Origin of the sequence: Sphingomonas sp. CCH9-E2, assembly GCF_001557215.1 — a bacterium.
In the GTDB taxonomy this organism is placed as follows: Bacteria; Pseudomonadota; Alphaproteobacteria; order Sphingomonadales; family Sphingomonadaceae; genus Sphingomonas.
On record NZ_LSJM01000040.1, the window covers coordinates 1 to 14105 of the forward strand.

The 14105-nt window shown below is 65.9% G+C and carries 17 protein-coding genes and 1 pseudogene; 10 read left to right on the top strand and 8 right to left on the bottom strand.

Translation table 11 applies throughout. The features are described from left to right. A partial coding sequence (locus tag AX681_RS01965) for an FAD:protein FMN transferase (RefSeq protein WP_331709974.1) occupies nucleotides 1-883 on the top strand: 883 nt, incomplete at its 5' end. A gap of 86 nt (nucleotides 884-969) precedes the next feature. Here the strand turns inward: AX681_RS01965 and AX681_RS01970 are convergent. The 8 genes and pseudogenes from AX681_RS01970 to AX681_RS02005 form a co-directional block, all read right to left on the bottom strand. Further along, nucleotides 970-1654 (bottom strand): annotated as a pseudogene (locus tag AX681_RS01970) (Fe2+-dependent dioxygenase). Between the two features lie 83 nt (nucleotides 1655-1737). Further along, the gene (locus AX681_RS01975) at nucleotides 1738-4095 is read right to left on the bottom strand and encodes a TonB-dependent receptor (RefSeq protein ID WP_066660966.1); all 2358 of its coding nucleotides are present in this window, start codon (nucleotides 4093-4095) and stop codon (nucleotides 1738-1740) included. 76 nt (nucleotides 4096-4171) lie between these two features. Next, nucleotides 4172-4447, bottom strand: a complete 276-nt coding sequence (locus tag AX681_RS01980; RefSeq protein WP_066660968.1) for a ribbon-helix-helix domain-containing protein — start codon at nucleotides 4445-4447, stop codon at nucleotides 4172-4174. Continuing rightward, entirely contained in the window at nucleotides 4440-6272 is a 1833-nt protein-coding gene (cobT, locus tag AX681_RS01985) for a cobaltochelatase subunit CobT (RefSeq protein WP_066660970.1), read from the bottom strand. The genes AX681_RS01980 and cobT overlap by 8 nt, the downstream gene beginning before the upstream one ends. Beyond that, entirely contained in the window at nucleotides 6272-6664 is a 393-nt protein-coding gene (locus tag AX681_RS01990; RefSeq protein WP_331709975.1) for a type II toxin-antitoxin system VapC family toxin, read from the bottom strand. The genes cobT and AX681_RS01990 overlap by 1 nt, the downstream gene beginning before the upstream one ends. Continuing rightward, nucleotides 6661-6945, bottom strand: coding sequence for a type II toxin-antitoxin system Phd/YefM family antitoxin (locus AX681_RS01995; protein WP_066660973.1), 285 nt, complete (start codon nucleotides 6943-6945; stop codon nucleotides 6661-6663). The genes AX681_RS01990 and AX681_RS01995 overlap by 4 nt, the downstream gene beginning before the upstream one ends. 53 nt (nucleotides 6946-6998) lie before the next feature. Beyond that, nucleotides 6999-8003 carry a cobaltochelatase subunit CobS gene (gene cobS / locus AX681_RS02000; protein ID WP_066660974.1) on the bottom strand — a complete coding sequence of 335 codons (1005 nt, stop codon included), beginning with the start codon at nucleotides 8001-8003 and terminating at the stop codon, nucleotides 6999-7001. A gap of 71 nt (nucleotides 8004-8074) precedes the next feature. Continuing rightward, nucleotides 8075-8743: a winged helix-turn-helix transcriptional regulator gene (locus tag AX681_RS02005; protein WP_231733761.1), complete on the bottom strand. Its 669-nt coding sequence runs from the start codon at nucleotides 8741-8743 to the stop codon at nucleotides 8075-8077. Between the two features lie 133 nt (nucleotides 8744-8876). Here AX681_RS02005 and AX681_RS02010 point away from each other — a divergent pair, with 133 nt between their 5' ends. From AX681_RS02010 to AX681_RS02050, 9 genes are all read left to right on the top strand, one after another. Further along, the gene (locus AX681_RS02010; RefSeq protein WP_066660976.1) at nucleotides 8877-9320 is read left to right on the top strand and encodes a VOC family protein; all 444 of its coding nucleotides are present in this window, start codon (nucleotides 8877-8879) and stop codon (nucleotides 9318-9320) included. Nucleotides 9321-9343: 23 nt separating this feature from the next. Further along, nucleotides 9344-9829, top strand: a complete 486-nt coding sequence (locus AX681_RS02015; RefSeq protein WP_066660979.1) for a VOC family protein — start codon at nucleotides 9344-9346, stop codon at nucleotides 9827-9829. 13 nt (nucleotides 9830-9842) lie between these two features. After that, entirely contained in the window at nucleotides 9843-10073 is a 231-nt protein-coding gene (locus AX681_RS02020; RefSeq protein WP_066660981.1) for a DUF4287 domain-containing protein, read from the top strand. Between the two features lie 22 nt (nucleotides 10074-10095). Further along, nucleotides 10096-10746 carry a glutathione S-transferase family protein gene (locus tag AX681_RS02025; protein WP_066660984.1) on the top strand — a complete coding sequence of 217 codons (651 nt, stop codon included), beginning with the start codon at nucleotides 10096-10098 and terminating at the stop codon, nucleotides 10744-10746. A gap of 11 nt (nucleotides 10747-10757) precedes the next feature. Beyond that, entirely contained in the window at nucleotides 10758-11483 is a 726-nt protein-coding gene (locus tag AX681_RS21225; RefSeq protein WP_082737987.1) for a DUF1428 domain-containing protein, read from the top strand. A gap of 149 nt (nucleotides 11484-11632) precedes the next feature. Next, entirely contained in the window at nucleotides 11633-12424 is a 792-nt protein-coding gene (locus AX681_RS02035; protein WP_066660993.1) for a VOC family protein, read from the top strand. Next, nucleotides 12421-13080 carry a glutathione S-transferase family protein gene (locus AX681_RS02040; protein ID WP_066660986.1) on the top strand — a complete coding sequence of 220 codons (660 nt, stop codon included), beginning with the start codon at nucleotides 12421-12423 and terminating at the stop codon, nucleotides 13078-13080. Before AX681_RS02035 ends, AX681_RS02040 begins: the two co-directional genes overlap by 4 nt. 64 nt (nucleotides 13081-13144) lie before the next feature. Continuing rightward, nucleotides 13145-13726: a glycine-rich domain-containing protein gene (locus tag AX681_RS02045; RefSeq protein ID WP_066681581.1), complete on the top strand. Its 582-nt coding sequence runs from the start codon at nucleotides 13145-13147 to the stop codon at nucleotides 13724-13726. Between the two features lie 129 nt (nucleotides 13727-13855). Continuing rightward, the coding region (locus tag AX681_RS02050; protein ID WP_156455989.1) for a TIGR04222 domain-containing membrane protein at nucleotides 13856-14105 on the top strand (250 nt) is incomplete at its 3' end.

A 14105-nucleotide genomic window follows, 5' to 3' on the forward strand; every position in this document is an offset into this window, starting at 1 on the left:
CCCTGAATCGCATCGTGAACCCCGGGCGGCGGCGCGACGATCGCCGCCCGGGGTTCACGATGCGATTCAGGGCGTGCTGGCGCAGATCATCGCGCAGATGAGCCATTGGGAACCGGCGTCGCAGCTCAGCCGGATCAACGCGGCTGCCCCCGGCGGATGGCACGGGATTGCGCCGGAGTTCGTGTCAGTGATGATCGTTGCGCTCGACATCGCCGCGCGATCGGACGGCGCGTTCGACCCGGCGATGGGGGCACTGGTCGATCTATGGGGCTTTGGTCCGCCGGGACCGCGCGCCGATGTGCCTAAGGAAAGCGCGATCGATGCTGCGCGAGCCGCGATCGGGTTGGGGGCGATCGAACTCGACCCGCTGCTGCTCCGCCTGCGCCGGGTCCGTCCGGCAAGGCTCGACCTGTCGGCGATCGCCAAGGGCTATGCCGTCGACGCGGTCGCCGCACGGTTGCGGGCGATGGGCTGCACCGATTTCCTCGTCGAGATTGGCGGCGAGCTGGTTGGTGCGGGGATTCAGCCCGATGGGCAGCCCTGGTGGGTGGATGTGGAGCCGCCGCCGGGCGTGGCGCTCGCCCCGCTGCGGATCGCGCTGCACGGCATCGCGGTCGCCACATCGGGCGACTATCGCCGCTTTGGCGCGCAGGGGAGCCATAGTATCGACCCGCGCACGGGCCGCCCGATCGCGCATGGCACGGCGAGCGTGACCGTGATCCACGCCGAGTGCTGCCACGCCGATGCCTGGGCGAGCGCGCTGACCGTGCTGGAGCCCGAGGCCGCGATGGCGCTGGCCGAGCGCGAGGATCTGGCGGTGCAGCTGGTGGTGCGCGGTAAGGGCGAGCGGCTGTCGGGTGCGTTGCGGGCGATGCTCGATTAAGTGCTCCTGCGAAGGCAGGAGCCTGGAGCCACAAGCGATGCGCTCAACCACTCTGGGCTCCTGCCTTCGCAGGAGCGCATGCAGCGCTACGCGTCCGCCCAGCGGCGCAGCAGATTGTGATACACGCCGGTCAGCTCGATCACGCTGCGATCCGCGCCGCCGAGCTGGCCGGTCAGCCGCTGCACGCTCTGGTCGAGGTCGAACAATATGCGCCGCGCGCCGTCGTCGCGGACCATCGACTGGAGCCAGAAAAAGGATGCGACGCGCCGCCCGCGCGTCACCGGCTCGACCTTGTGCAGGCTGGACGAGGGGTAGAGCACGGCATGGCCGGCGGGCAGCTTGACCCGCTGCACCCCAAACTGATCTTCGATCACCAGCTCGCCGCCGTCATAGGCTGCGGGATCTTCGAGGAAGACGGTCATCGACAGATCGCTGCGCATGCGGAAATCGCTCCCGCGCTGGATGCGGATCGCACTGTCAACATGCACGCCAAAGGTCTGGCCGACGCCATAGCGGTTGAACAGCGGCGGGAAGACCTTGAGCGGCAATGCCGCCGCAAAAAAACAAGGGCGATCGCCCGAGTGCGTCGAGGATCACCTTCCCCGCCGCCTTCGCCGCCGCGCTATCCTCGGGCAGTTGCTCATTCTGCTTGGCCAGCGCCGACTGGTGGCCCGAGGTGGCGTTGCCGTCGATCCACTCGGCGGCGTCGATCGTCGCGCGCAGGTCAGCGAGCGTGGCGGCGTCGAGCAGGTCGGGAATCGCGATTAGCATGAGGATGCCTTCTAAAGGGGGGTCGGAGCGGATGAAAGCAGGGGGACAGGGATTGCCGTCACCCGCTCCTCCCCCTTTAGCCCTTAGAAGCGATACCCCACGGTCAGCACCGCCGCGCGCGCATCGCCGGGCGTGGCCCAGCCATTATTGCGGATACGGGTGTAATAGAGTTCGTTGGTGATGTTCTTGACGTTCACCAGCACGCTCAGGTCCTTGGTGATGTCGTACGAGATCGACGCATTGTGGACGAGGTAATCGTCCGAGCGATACACGACCGCGGACGCTGCGGTCGGCAGGTTCAGCGCGAAGCTGCCCTGATAGGTGACGCCGTAACCCAGCTTCAGCCCGAACGGGAAGGTGTAGGTGGTGTAGAGGCTGCCCGAATGGTTGGGCACATTCTGCAGCTCCGCCCCGGCCGCCGGATCGCGGTTGGTGGCGGTGTTGCCGCACGCGGTGCTCGGGTTCGCGAGGCAGAAGTCCGACACCGACTGGATCAGCTTGGGCTCCAGATAGGTGTAGTTGGCGGTGATCGACCAGGCCGGGGTGATGTTGCCGGTTGCGCTGACCGCGATGCCATCGACGCGCGAGTGGCCGTCGAGCTGCTGATCGGGTAGCGCCGGGTCGTTCGACGGCACCTTATACTGGTCGCGCTCGTTGCGGAACGCGGCGATGCTGAACAGTGCGCGGCCGATCTCCGCCTTGGCCCCGATCTCGTAATTCTTCGCGGTTTCGGGATCGACGTTGCAGGTCGCAGCGACGCATGCACCATTGACCGCACTCTGCGACGGGGTGCGCGCATTGCCATAGGCGGCGTAGAGCGTCACCGCCTCGACCGGCTTGTAGACCAGGCCGATGCGATAGCTGAACAGATCGGCATTGTTGGTGAAGCGCGGGCCGGGCACGATCGCGCCCTGCGGCGTGGTCACGGTCGCGGCGGTGCTGGTGTCGGTCTGGTAATTGCCCTCGTTGCGCTCGTACCGCACGCCGCCGTTGAGCTCGAACTTGCCGAGCTTCATCGTGTCGAACAGGTACACCGCATAGTTGGTCACCTCGCCGCGCTGGCGACCGCTTTCGAAGAAGTTGACCGGGCCGGTGTAGACGTTGCTGCCATAGGTGAAGCCCGCCGGACCCGCGACGACGTCGTTCGGGTTGGCCCAATTGATCAACGGATAGCTCGCGTTGGCAACCGTGCCATTGGCGTTGCGATAGACGTTGCCGGTGGACAGGAAGAACTTCTCCCACCCCGCCGATGCGCCGACGACCAGGCTGTGCTCGACCGCGCCGGTGGCGAATTGCGCCGACAGGTCGACCTGATTGTACATCAGCTCGCTGGTCGTATCGCGTACATTCCCGCGTGGGCCGCCGATCAGATAATAGCCGACCGGGACGGTGGCGGGGCAGGCAGTGCCAGCGGGCGTGACGCCGCCGGTCAGGCAGAACGTCCCCTGCGGCGGGCCGACGATCGTCAGCTGCTGCACCTTTTGCCAGCGGGTCAGGTTGCGCAGCGAGACCTTGTCGCTGAATTCATGCGCCACAGTCGCCGTCGCCTGATCGACGGTGATCTCCTGCGTGTCGATGTTGCGGTAGCCGAAATAGTCGCTGCGATCGATGCCCGGCAGTGCGCCATTGGACACGCCATTCTTGTAATAGGGCACGCCATATTGCGGGATGTTGGTTTCTTCCTGATGCAGATACTGCAGCGTCAGGCTGGTGGGGCCATCGACCCCGATCGTCACCGCCGGCGCGACGCCCCAGCGCTCGTAATTCTCGACATCGCGGCCGGGCACGTCGTTCCGGTGCACCATGGCGTTGAGGCGGACCGCGATCAGGTCATTGGCGCGGACATTGGCGTCGATCGTGCCGCGAACATAGTCGTCGGTGCCGATCCCGCCCTGTACCGCAATCGCGGTTTCGGCCTCGGGGCGCTTGGTCACGATGTTGATCGACCCGCCGACCGATCCCGACCCGTTATAGACCGAGTTGGCGCCGTTGGTGACCTCGACCTGCTCCAGGTTGAACGGGTCGCTGCGCGAATAGGGGGCGCTGTCGCGCACGCCATCGGTGGTGATATCGGACGAGGCGGAATAGCCGCGCAGGGTGATCTGATCGCTCGGCGCGACCCCGCCCTCGGCCGCGCCAAAGGTGATGCCGGGCACGGTCGACAGCACGTCGCGCAGCGTGAGCAGATTCTGTTCCTCGATCACCTTGTTGGTCAGGATCGTGACGGTCTGCGGCGTGTCGCGGACGGGGCGGGTGACCTTGGGGCTCGCCTGCTCCGAGCGCGTCTTTTCGCCGGTCACGGTCACATCGGCGCGATCCTGATCGGCGACCGGATCGGTCGGATCGGCGGCGTAGGCGGGCGCGGATGCGACGAAGCCGACTGCAGCCAGCGCGAGGAATGCGGGCGCGGCGCGAAGCGCGTCGGACGAGCTGGAAGACATGAGAACCCCTTCTGATTGTCGTTGGGGTTTCGCTATTGAGAGTCGTTCGCACTGTCAACACTAATGCGAATCGTTTTCAATATTGTCGCAACTTTGTCGCATCGGTGAGAAGCCAGCTGCGCAGTGCACTTGCCAAATTGGGGGGATCATCCGCCTGGATGCGAAGATAATCGACCTGCGCGACGAGTGCGCTCAACGGCAGGTCGCGTGCCGCCGCAGCCGCCTCCAGCGCCTCCCAGAACACGGGTTCAAGACTGATCGAGGTCGGATGCGCGGCGATCGTCATCGAACGCTTGACCGGCGGGTGGAAACCGCCGGGTGGCGGCACGATGCCGCCGGGTGCGTCAGGCATCGAGGTCGAACAGCGACGCCAGCTGCTCGATCATCGTGCCCGCCAGCTGATCGACATCCATGATCGTCACCGCGCGGCTGTAATAGCGCGTCACGTCATGGCCGATGCCGATCGCGACCAGCCCGACCGGCGAGCGGCTTTCGATCCACCCGATCACCTGACGCAAATGCCGCTCCAGATACGACCCGCTGTTGACGCTCAGCGTCGAATCATCGACCGGTGCGCCGTCGCTGATCACCATCAGGATCTTGCGATCCTCCGGCCGCGCGATCAGCCGCTGGTGCGCCCACAGCAGCGCCTCGCCGTCGATATTTTCCTTGAGCAGCCCTTCGCGCATCATCAGGCCGAGGGACTTCCTGGCGCGCCGCCACGGTTCGTCCGCCTGTTTGTAGACGATGTGGCGCACATCGTTGAGGCGGCCTGGCTGGGCTGGGCGACCATCGGCCAGCCACTTTTCGCGCGACTGCCCGCCCTTCCACGCGCGGGTGGTAAAGCCCAGAATCTCGGTCTTCACCCCGACCCGCTCCAGCGTGCGGGCAAGGATGTCGGCACTGATCGCGGCGATGCTGATCGGCCGCCCGCGCATCGACCCCGAATTGTCGATCAGCAGCGTGACGACCGTGTCCTTGAACTCGGCGTCCTTCTCGACCTTGTACGACAGCGACTGCATCGGGTTAACGATCACGCGCGCCAGCCGCGCGGCGTCGAGCAGCCCTTCCTCCTGGTCGAAGTCCCAGCTGCGGTTCTGCTGGGCCATCAACCGCCGCTGGAGCCGGTTGGCGAGCTTGGTCACCACGCCCTGCAGGTTCGACAATTGCGTGTCGAGATAGGCGCGCAGCCGCGTCAGCTCTTCATCGTCGCACAGATCGGTGGCGGCGATCACCTCGTCATATTGGTGCGTATAGGCGCCGTACTCGAACTGCGGCGGCAGGTCGGACCAGGGGCGGTTGGGGCGGACCGGCATCATGCCTTCGTCGCCCGGATCGCCGGGCTCGCCCTCGCCCTCCTCGAACTCGCCCTGTTCCTGCTCGGTCTCCGGGCCTTCCTCGCCCTCGCCCTCGCGCTGTTCGCCGCGCGCGTCGATCTCGCTCTCGCCGGTATCGCCGGCCTCGTCGCCCGCGTCGGCCTCGCTCTCGTCGGCGTCGTCGGTGCCTTCGTCCTCGCCGCCGCCGTCTTCGGACTCCTCGGGGACCAGATCACCCTCGGTCAGTTCGAGATCGGCGAGCAGATTGCCGACCAGCCGTGCGAACGCCGCCTGATCGTCGATCGCCAGCGCCAGCGCGTCGAGCTCCGCCCCGCCCTTGTCCTCGATCCAGTCGCGCACCAGCCCCAGCCCGAGCGCCGCAGCCGCCGGCGCCTCGCGCCCGGTCAGCCGCTCGCGCACCAGCAACTGCACCGCCGTCGACAGTGGCACCTCGTCACGCGTCCGCGCCCGGCTGATCGGGTCGGACCGCATCTTCATCTCGAGCGCGTGGTCGAGATTGTCGGCGATTCCCGCATAGCCACGCGATCCCAGCGCCTCGACCCGAGCGGTCTCCACGGCATCGAACACGGCGCGCGCCACCGGCTCCCTGGGCGCGGCCTTCAGATGCGTCGCGGCATCATGCAGTCGCAGCCGCAGCGCATAGCCATCGGCAAAGCCGCGCGCTTCGGCCACCTGATCGGGCGGCAGATTACGGCCCGGCATCGGCACCTTGATATGCCGCCCCGACTGCGCTGGCGCGTCGGCGCTGAAGGCAAGTTCCAGCTCCGGCTCATGCGACAGCGCGCGGGCGGTGCCGGTGAGGACGGACTTGAACTGGTCGAGGGGGGAGTCGGTTGCCATTACCAGAGCGTCTCACAACCAAATGCGGCGATCGCGTGATCACAGGTGACGACGGTCATATGCTCAAGCAGCGCCTGAGCCGCAATCAACCGGTCAAACGGATCCTTGTGAGGCCCGGGCAGGGAGCCACCATGCACGCCGTGCCTTGCCGTCACATCAAGATGGTTGAAGCCATCGCGCACGACATCCTCGACGAAAGCGCCGATGCTGCCCGCGAATTCGGGAAGCTGGTTCTTCCGCACCTTGGTTGCGATCTCCCATCCGGTCGCGGCGCTCACGAACACCGCATTCGCCGGATCCGCCATCGCCGACCGCGCCGCTTCGGGAAGCCGAGGCCCGTCATTCCACCACCACAGCAATGCATGCGTATCGAGGAGGAGACGCATCGTCATTCTGGCGGGAAAAGACTGGCGTTCTCGATCTCATCCAGCTCTTCCTCAGTAAAACAGGGGGCCAGAATGGCGTCGGGATCGATATTTTTCAGCAGGTGCTTGAACCGCCCGGGCTGGCGGCGCGGCAAGGGCGTCGGCTCGAACGCGACCAGCTTTGCATAAGGCTTGCCCGCCTTGGACAGGATGATCTCCTCGCCCGCATGCGCGCGGTCGATCAGCTTGGACAGCTGCGTCTTGGCGTCGTGGACGTTGAACGTCTTTTGCGGATCGGCTTCGGCCATCGCGCAGCTCCCGAAAGTGGACTAAGCCAAGTTAGCTAAGTCCACCCTATCGTTCAAGCCTTCCCGACCACGCTCTCAGGCAAATCCTTGCCGAACACGCGCTGATAATATTCCGCCACCAGCGCCCGTTCCGCCTCGTCGCACTTGTTGAGGAAGCTCAGGCGGAAGGCGAAGCCGACATCCTTGAAGATCTCGGTATTCTGCGCCCAGGTGATAACGGTGCGGGGCGACATCACGGTCGAGATATCGCCGTTGATGAACCCGCGCCGGGTCAGCTCGGCGACGCGAACCATGTTTTCGACCAGCTCCTTGCCGCCCGGCTTGTCATATTCACCGCTCTTGGCGAGCACGATCTGTGCCTCGACCGCGGCGGGGAGGTAGTTGAGCGTGACGACGATGTTCCAGCGGTCCATCTGGCCCTGGTTGATCTGCTGCGTGCCGTGATAAAGCCCGCTGGTGTCGCCCAGGCCGACCGTATTGGCGGTGGCGAACAGGCGGAACCACGGGCTCGGGCGGATCACGCGATTCTGGTCGAGCAGGGTCAGCTTGCCCTCGGTCTCCAGCACGCGCTGGATCACGAACATCACGTCGGGGCGACCCGCATCATATTCGTCGAACACCAGAGCGGTCGGCGTCTGCAACGCCCAGGGGAGCAGGCCTTCGCGGAATTCGGTGACCTGCACCCCGTCCTTCAGCACGATCGCGTCGCGGCCGATCAGGTCGATGCGGCTGATATGCGCGTCGAGGTTGATGCGGATGCACGGCCAGTTGAGGCGCGCGGCGACCTGCTCGATGTGCGACGACTTGCCGGTGCCGTGATAGCCCTGAATCATCACGCGGCGATTGTGCGCGAAGCCGGCCAGGATCGCGAGCGTCGTGTCGGCGTCGAACACATAGGCCGGGTCGAGGTCCGGCACGCGCTCATCCGCCTCGCTGAACGCCGGCACCTGCATGTCGATGTCGATGCCGAACAGGTCGCGGACGCTGACACTCTTGTCGGGCGCCTGCAGGATCGTCGTATCGCGGCTGTCGGGCTGGGTGTTGGGGATGCTGGTCATGGGGACTTTCGGACTCGGGACGGGTCTTTTGCGGTGCGGTATCGGCTCGCGTGCCGCTCCGCAAGCTGGGTTCAGTCCTCGGTCCATTTGCGCGGCAGCGGAAAGCGGGTGACGAAGGTCTCGGCCAGCGCGTGATCCCCCTCGATCCGCAGCACGCCCGCCGCCTCCAGTTCCGCAAGCGCGCCGCCATACATGGCGCCCGCAATTGCGGTCGGGGGCCCGTTGAAGATTACGTCCGCGCCGCTCGGGTCGCCGCGCTTCAGGTCGATCCCGTCGCGATTGTAGCGCCCGACAAACGCGTCGTCGCCCATGCGGAACCCCACGACGATATCCATATCGCCGGTTAGCCCCGGATTGTGCATCGTGCGCAGCGACATCATCGCGGAGGCCGCCGAGAGATGCAGCGTCGGATCATGGTCGGGCGACCGCACCGCCCAGGCGCCGAGCAACTGAATCGGCTTTTCCGCCTCATAGCCCCATGGGGTCAGCGCATAGACCTGCGCGTTCGCCGGGGGCGGAAGCCTCTCGCGCGTCAGAATGCCCGACTCCTCCAGTCCCTCGAGCCGCTGGGTCAGCACATTGGCCGAAATGCCAGGCAGGGCCGCCTTGATCTCGCTGAACCGGCGCGGGCCGAACATCAGCTCGCGCACGATCATCAGCGACCAGCGCTCCCCTACCAGCTCCAGCGCCATCGCCGTGCCGCAGGCGTCGTCGTACCAGCGCCGCCGTTCGCGCTTCAACTGCCCGGCCTCATGTAACGATCAGTCATTTTTTCTAACTTCATAGTTGCTTTTAGTAACTCATCGGCGCATCACGCTCAAGCAAGCGATTCGGAACCATAGAGTTTCCCGGAAGCGTCTGAGGAGAAGCAGGATGCCCAAAATGATCTTCGTGAACCTGCCGGTGAAGGACGTGGCGGCATCGACCGCCTTTTACGAAGCGATCGGCTTCACCAAGGACCCGCGCTTCAGCAACGACATGGCGAGCGCGATGCAGTGGTCGGACACGATCACGCTGATGATCCTGCGCCATGATTTCTATTCGACCTTCATCCCGCACAAGACGATCGCCGATTCCGCGAAAGTGAACGAGGTTCTGCTGTGTCTGTCGTTCGATAGCCGCGAAGCCGTCGATGCGATCACCGAGAAGGCCGGCGCATCGGGCGGCACGGCCGATGTTCGCCCGCTGCAGGATATGGGCTTCATGTACGGCCGCAGTTTCGAGGACCCCGATGGGCACATCTTCGAACCGATGTTCATGGACATGGAGGCGGCAATGGCGGCCTTCCCCGATGGGCCGGCGCACGAACCGGCCTGACACCCGACCCAAGGAGAGCTGCCATGACCAGGATCACCACCTGCATCTGGAGCAACTACACCGCCGAGGAACAGGCGGCGTTCTACACGAGCCTGATCCCCGACAGCCGCATCGTGCGGATCGAACGCACACCGATCGACACGCCAAGCCAGAAGGCAGGCGAGGTGATCCTCGCCGAAATCGAGCTGGCCGGACACCGCTATCTGCTGCTCAACGGCGGCCCGATATTTCCGCAGACCGAGGCGGTGAGCTTCATCATCCACACGCCCGATCAGGCCGAAACCGACCGGCTCTGGGCCGCGCTCACCGCCGATGGCGGCGCGGAGAGCCAGTGCGGCTGGTGCAAGGACAAATGGGGGGTGAACTGGCAGGTCACCCCCGACCGGCTGATGCAGCTGGTGTGGGACAATCCCGACAAGGCCGCAGCCCAGCGCGCGATGCAGGCGATGATGCCGATGCGCAAGATCGACATCGCCACGATCGAAGCCGCCGCCGCTGGCGCAGACTGACTGGAGAGCGCGCATGTCATTCCAGGCCTATCTCGACACGATCCAGCAAAAGACCGGCAAGACCCCCGGCGACTTGCGCGCACTGGGCCGCGAGCGCGGCTGGACGCAGGGCGACACCCTCGCGCCGGGCATTAAGCCAATGGCGATCGTGGCGACGCTGAAGGACGAGCTGGGGCTCGGCCATGGTCATGCAATGGCCGTGGTCGCGCTGCTCAAGGGACACAAGAAGGAAGGCGACGCCTGACCGGCGCGCAGGGAGAGATGCCATGACCGTCGAGATTACCGGGTTCGACTGGGTACCCGATTTCGCCAAGGGCTTTGTCCGCGACCTGCGCCCGCGCTGGGCGTGCGAGGAGATCGGCCTGCCCTACGCCATGCGGCTGATGGACCCGCGCAACCGGCCTGCGGCCTATTTCGCGGAGCAGCCCTGGGGGCAGGTCCCCGCCCTCGTCGATGGCGACGTCCATCTGTTCGAAAGCGGCGCGATCCTGCTGCATCTGGGCGAACGCGACGAGCGGCTGTTGCCGCGCGATCCGCAAGCGCGCGCCGATGCGCAAAGCTGGCTGTTCGCCGCCTATAACAGCGTCGAGCCGATGCTGTTCGAACTTGGCAATGTCGAGATTTTCTCGGCGGGCGAGCCATGGGCGGAACTGCGCAAACCGTCGTTGATCGCGGATATCGAAGCGAAGCTTGACCGGCTTGCCGCCGCGATGGGCGACCGCGACTGGCTCGCGGGGCAGTTCAGCATCGCCGACATCGCGATGGCGACGGTGCTGCGTCAGGCGGAGGGCAGCGGACTGCTCGCCGATCGCCCGGTCCTGCTAAGCTATCTGGAACGCGCCATCGCTCGCCCCGCGTTCAAGGCTGCGCTGTCCGCCCAGCTCGCCGACTTCAAGCCCGAACACGCCCCCGCGTGAGGAGAGACGCCATGACCTATGTCGAAGGATTCCTGACCCCCGTCCCCACCGCCAACAAGGCGGAATATATCAAGCACGCCCATGGCGCGATCGACCTGTTCAAGGGGCTCGGCGCGACGCGCTTCGTCGAAGCCTGGGGCGACGATGTGCCCGACGGCAAGGTCAACGACCTCAAGCAATCGGTCGGCCTGAAGGACGACGAGACGGTGTTGTTCAGCTGGCTCGAATATCCCGACAAGGCGACTCGCGATGCGGCCAATGAAAAGATGATGAGCGACCCGAACGCGGCCGAAGCGATGAAGGACATGCCGTTCGACGGCAGCCGCATGATCTTTGCCGGGTTCGAGGGGATTGTCGACACCGGGCCGGCCACGACGGCACCGGGCTATGTCGACGGCTATGTCCTCCCGGTGCCGACCGCCAAGCGGGAGGCCTATTACGAGCTGGCGGCGCGGATGGCGCCGGTCTTTCAGGCGCATGGGGCGCTGCGTGTGGTCGAGGCCTGGGCCGACGACACTCCCGACGGTACCAACACGGACTATAACCGCGCCACGCACAAGCGGGCCGACGAGAGCGTCGTCTATGCCTGGATCGAATGGCCCGACAAGGCGGCGCGCGATGCCGCCTGGGCCGCGATCATGGCCGACGACAGCAACCGCGAACCCGAACCCCCGTTCGACGGCCAGCGGATGATGTGGGGCGGCTTTGCGCCGATCCTGGATACGGTGCGGGGCTAATTTCCATGGTCCCCCCGGCGCTGTGCCGGGGTCCACCGGAAGGCAAGCGCGAAGCTGCAGCCTCTGCCGCAGAGCGTGAGGCTGAGTGGACCCGGCACAAGGCCGGGGTGACGGTTCTTTTTTCGAGCATGATCGAAGGAGCGCAGGACATGACCAACCCACATGGCAGCTGGATCTGGTACGAACTGATGACCCCCGACGCGCAGGCATCGCGCGCTTTTTATGAAGCCGTGATCGGCTGGCGCATCGATGCCGAGTCGATGGCTCCCGGCGGCACGGAGTATCGCATCCTCCACGCCCCGGACGGCGATGTCGGCGGGATGCTGACGCTCGACGCGGCGATGCTGGCGGGCGGTGCGAAGGCCGGCTGGCTCGGCTATATCGGCGTCGATGACGTCGATGCCAGCGTCGCGCAGCTCAAGGCCGCCGGCGGTTCGGTGCATGTGCCCCCGACCGATATTCCCGGCACCGGCCGCTTTGCGATGGTCGCCGATCCGCAGGGTGTCCCCTTCTACGTCATGCGCGGCTCCAGCCCTGAGAGCAGCACCGCCTATGCCCGGTTCGGCGAAGGCCATGTCAGCTGGAACGAGCTGCAGACCAGCGATGCGGAGGCGGGCCTTGCCTTCTACGGCACCGTATTCGGCTGGGAGCGCGCCGGCGGCATGCCGATGCCATGGGGCGAATATAGCTTCCTGCGCTGCAAGGATGCGGGCGACGCGATGGACGTCGTATGGGGCGCGATGATGCCGCGTGAATGCGACGACAAGCCTGTCGGCTGGACTTATTATTTCCGCGTGCCCGACATTGAGGCGGCGCATGCCAAGGTCAAGGAACTGGGCGGCACGCCGCACAGTGACCCGATGGAAGTGCCCGGCGGCGACCGCGTGTTCCACGCGACCGACCCGCAGGGCGCGGTGTTCGGACTGGTGGCGCCGAAATGAGCATTCCCGACCTCTACGCCCACCCCTTTTCCTCCTATTGTTGGAAGGCGCTGATCGCCTTCTACGAGCACGACCTGCCCTTCACGCTGCGCATGGTGTCGCCCGACGACCCGGAGAACAGCGCGCGCTGGGCGGAACTGTGGCCGTTCAAGCGCTTCCCGCTGCTGGTCGATGGCGATCTGGTGCTCGGCGAATCGAGCATCATCGCCGAGCATGTGGATCGCCTGTCCGGCGCGCCCCGCCTGATCCCCGGCGATCCCGATGCGGCGCTGCAGGTGCGGATGCTCGACCGGCTGTTCGACCAGCAGGTGATGGACCCCGCCGCACGGCTGGTGTTCAATGCGATCCGGCCCCCCGACAAGCGCGACCCGATGGCGGACGAACAGGTCGCGGCACAGCTCGCCACCAGCTATGCTTGGTTCGACGCGCATCTGGCTGGCCGCACTTGGGCAGCGACCGACAGCTTCACCCTCGCCGACCTCTCCGCCGCGCCCGCATTGTTCTACGCCGACTGGATCATCCCGATCCCGGAAGAACACGCCAATCTGCGCACCTATCGCGCCCGCCTGCTCGCGCATCCCTCGGTTGCGCGCGCGGTGGATGGCGCGCGGCCGTATCGCCACTTCTTCCCCCTCGGTGCGCCCGATCGGGATTAGGTGACGAAGCGGCCGTGCTGATCGCCGGTTGACAAATTCTCCTATCATGATAGTAGGAGAATAGATGCGTGCAGCGGACCCTGTCCCCGCCCACACCGCCGGCCACCCGGTCTGGCAGCGCATCGCCAGTCACCACATCGATCCCCCCGAAGCGGCGCTCTCCTTTTCCGCACGCCTCGCGCGCGAAAATGGATGGAGCGCCGCAACGGCGGAGCGGGTGATCGAGGAGTATCGCCGCTTCGTCTTTCTGGCCGTCACCGGCGATACCCCCGCCACGCCTTCCGATGCCGTCGACCAGGCGTGGCACCTGCACCTTACCTACACCCGCGATTACTGGGAGCATTTCTGCCCCGATGTGCTGGGTCGCGCGCTGCATCACGGCCCTACCGCAGGCGGCGCGGACGAGCATCGCCGCTATTACCGTCAATATGCCGAAACGCTCGCGCGCTACGAGGCGGCGTTCGGCATCGCGCCCCCTTCCGACATCTGGCCTTCAGCCGCCCGGCGGCTGAACGACGATCCCCGCGCGCGGCGGGTTCATCCGCGCGAGGCGGTCATCGTGCCGCGCCGAACCGCAGTGCTGCTCGCACTCGGTTTTGCTGCGATGACTGCGCTCGCGCTCCTGTTGTGGGTTCAGCGATGCTGAACCGCCGCACCGGCCCGCTCCCCCACCCGGCCGCCCAACGCCAGTATCCTATGGGTGGCCGGGTGGGGGAGCGGGCCGGTGCCGAAACCGGTTCGGCAATGCCGGACCTTCAAAAAGGAGTGACCTGACATGGGCCCGTTCGACTGGACTGGTGGTCCCTTTCTCCTGCTCTACATCATCCTGTTGGCGATCGTGATCCTGCTCGGGATCATCATCCCCGCGCGGATGCGGCCCGAGGGGCGGCAGCGCCCGGTGACCGATCCCGAAGCGCTCGCCTATCTCGCGGGCGGCAGCGCCCGGCTCGCCGATGCCGTCACCGCCCGGCTGCTCGCCGCCAAGGCGCTGGTCGTCGGCGACAAGGGGCGGTTCGACATTCTCT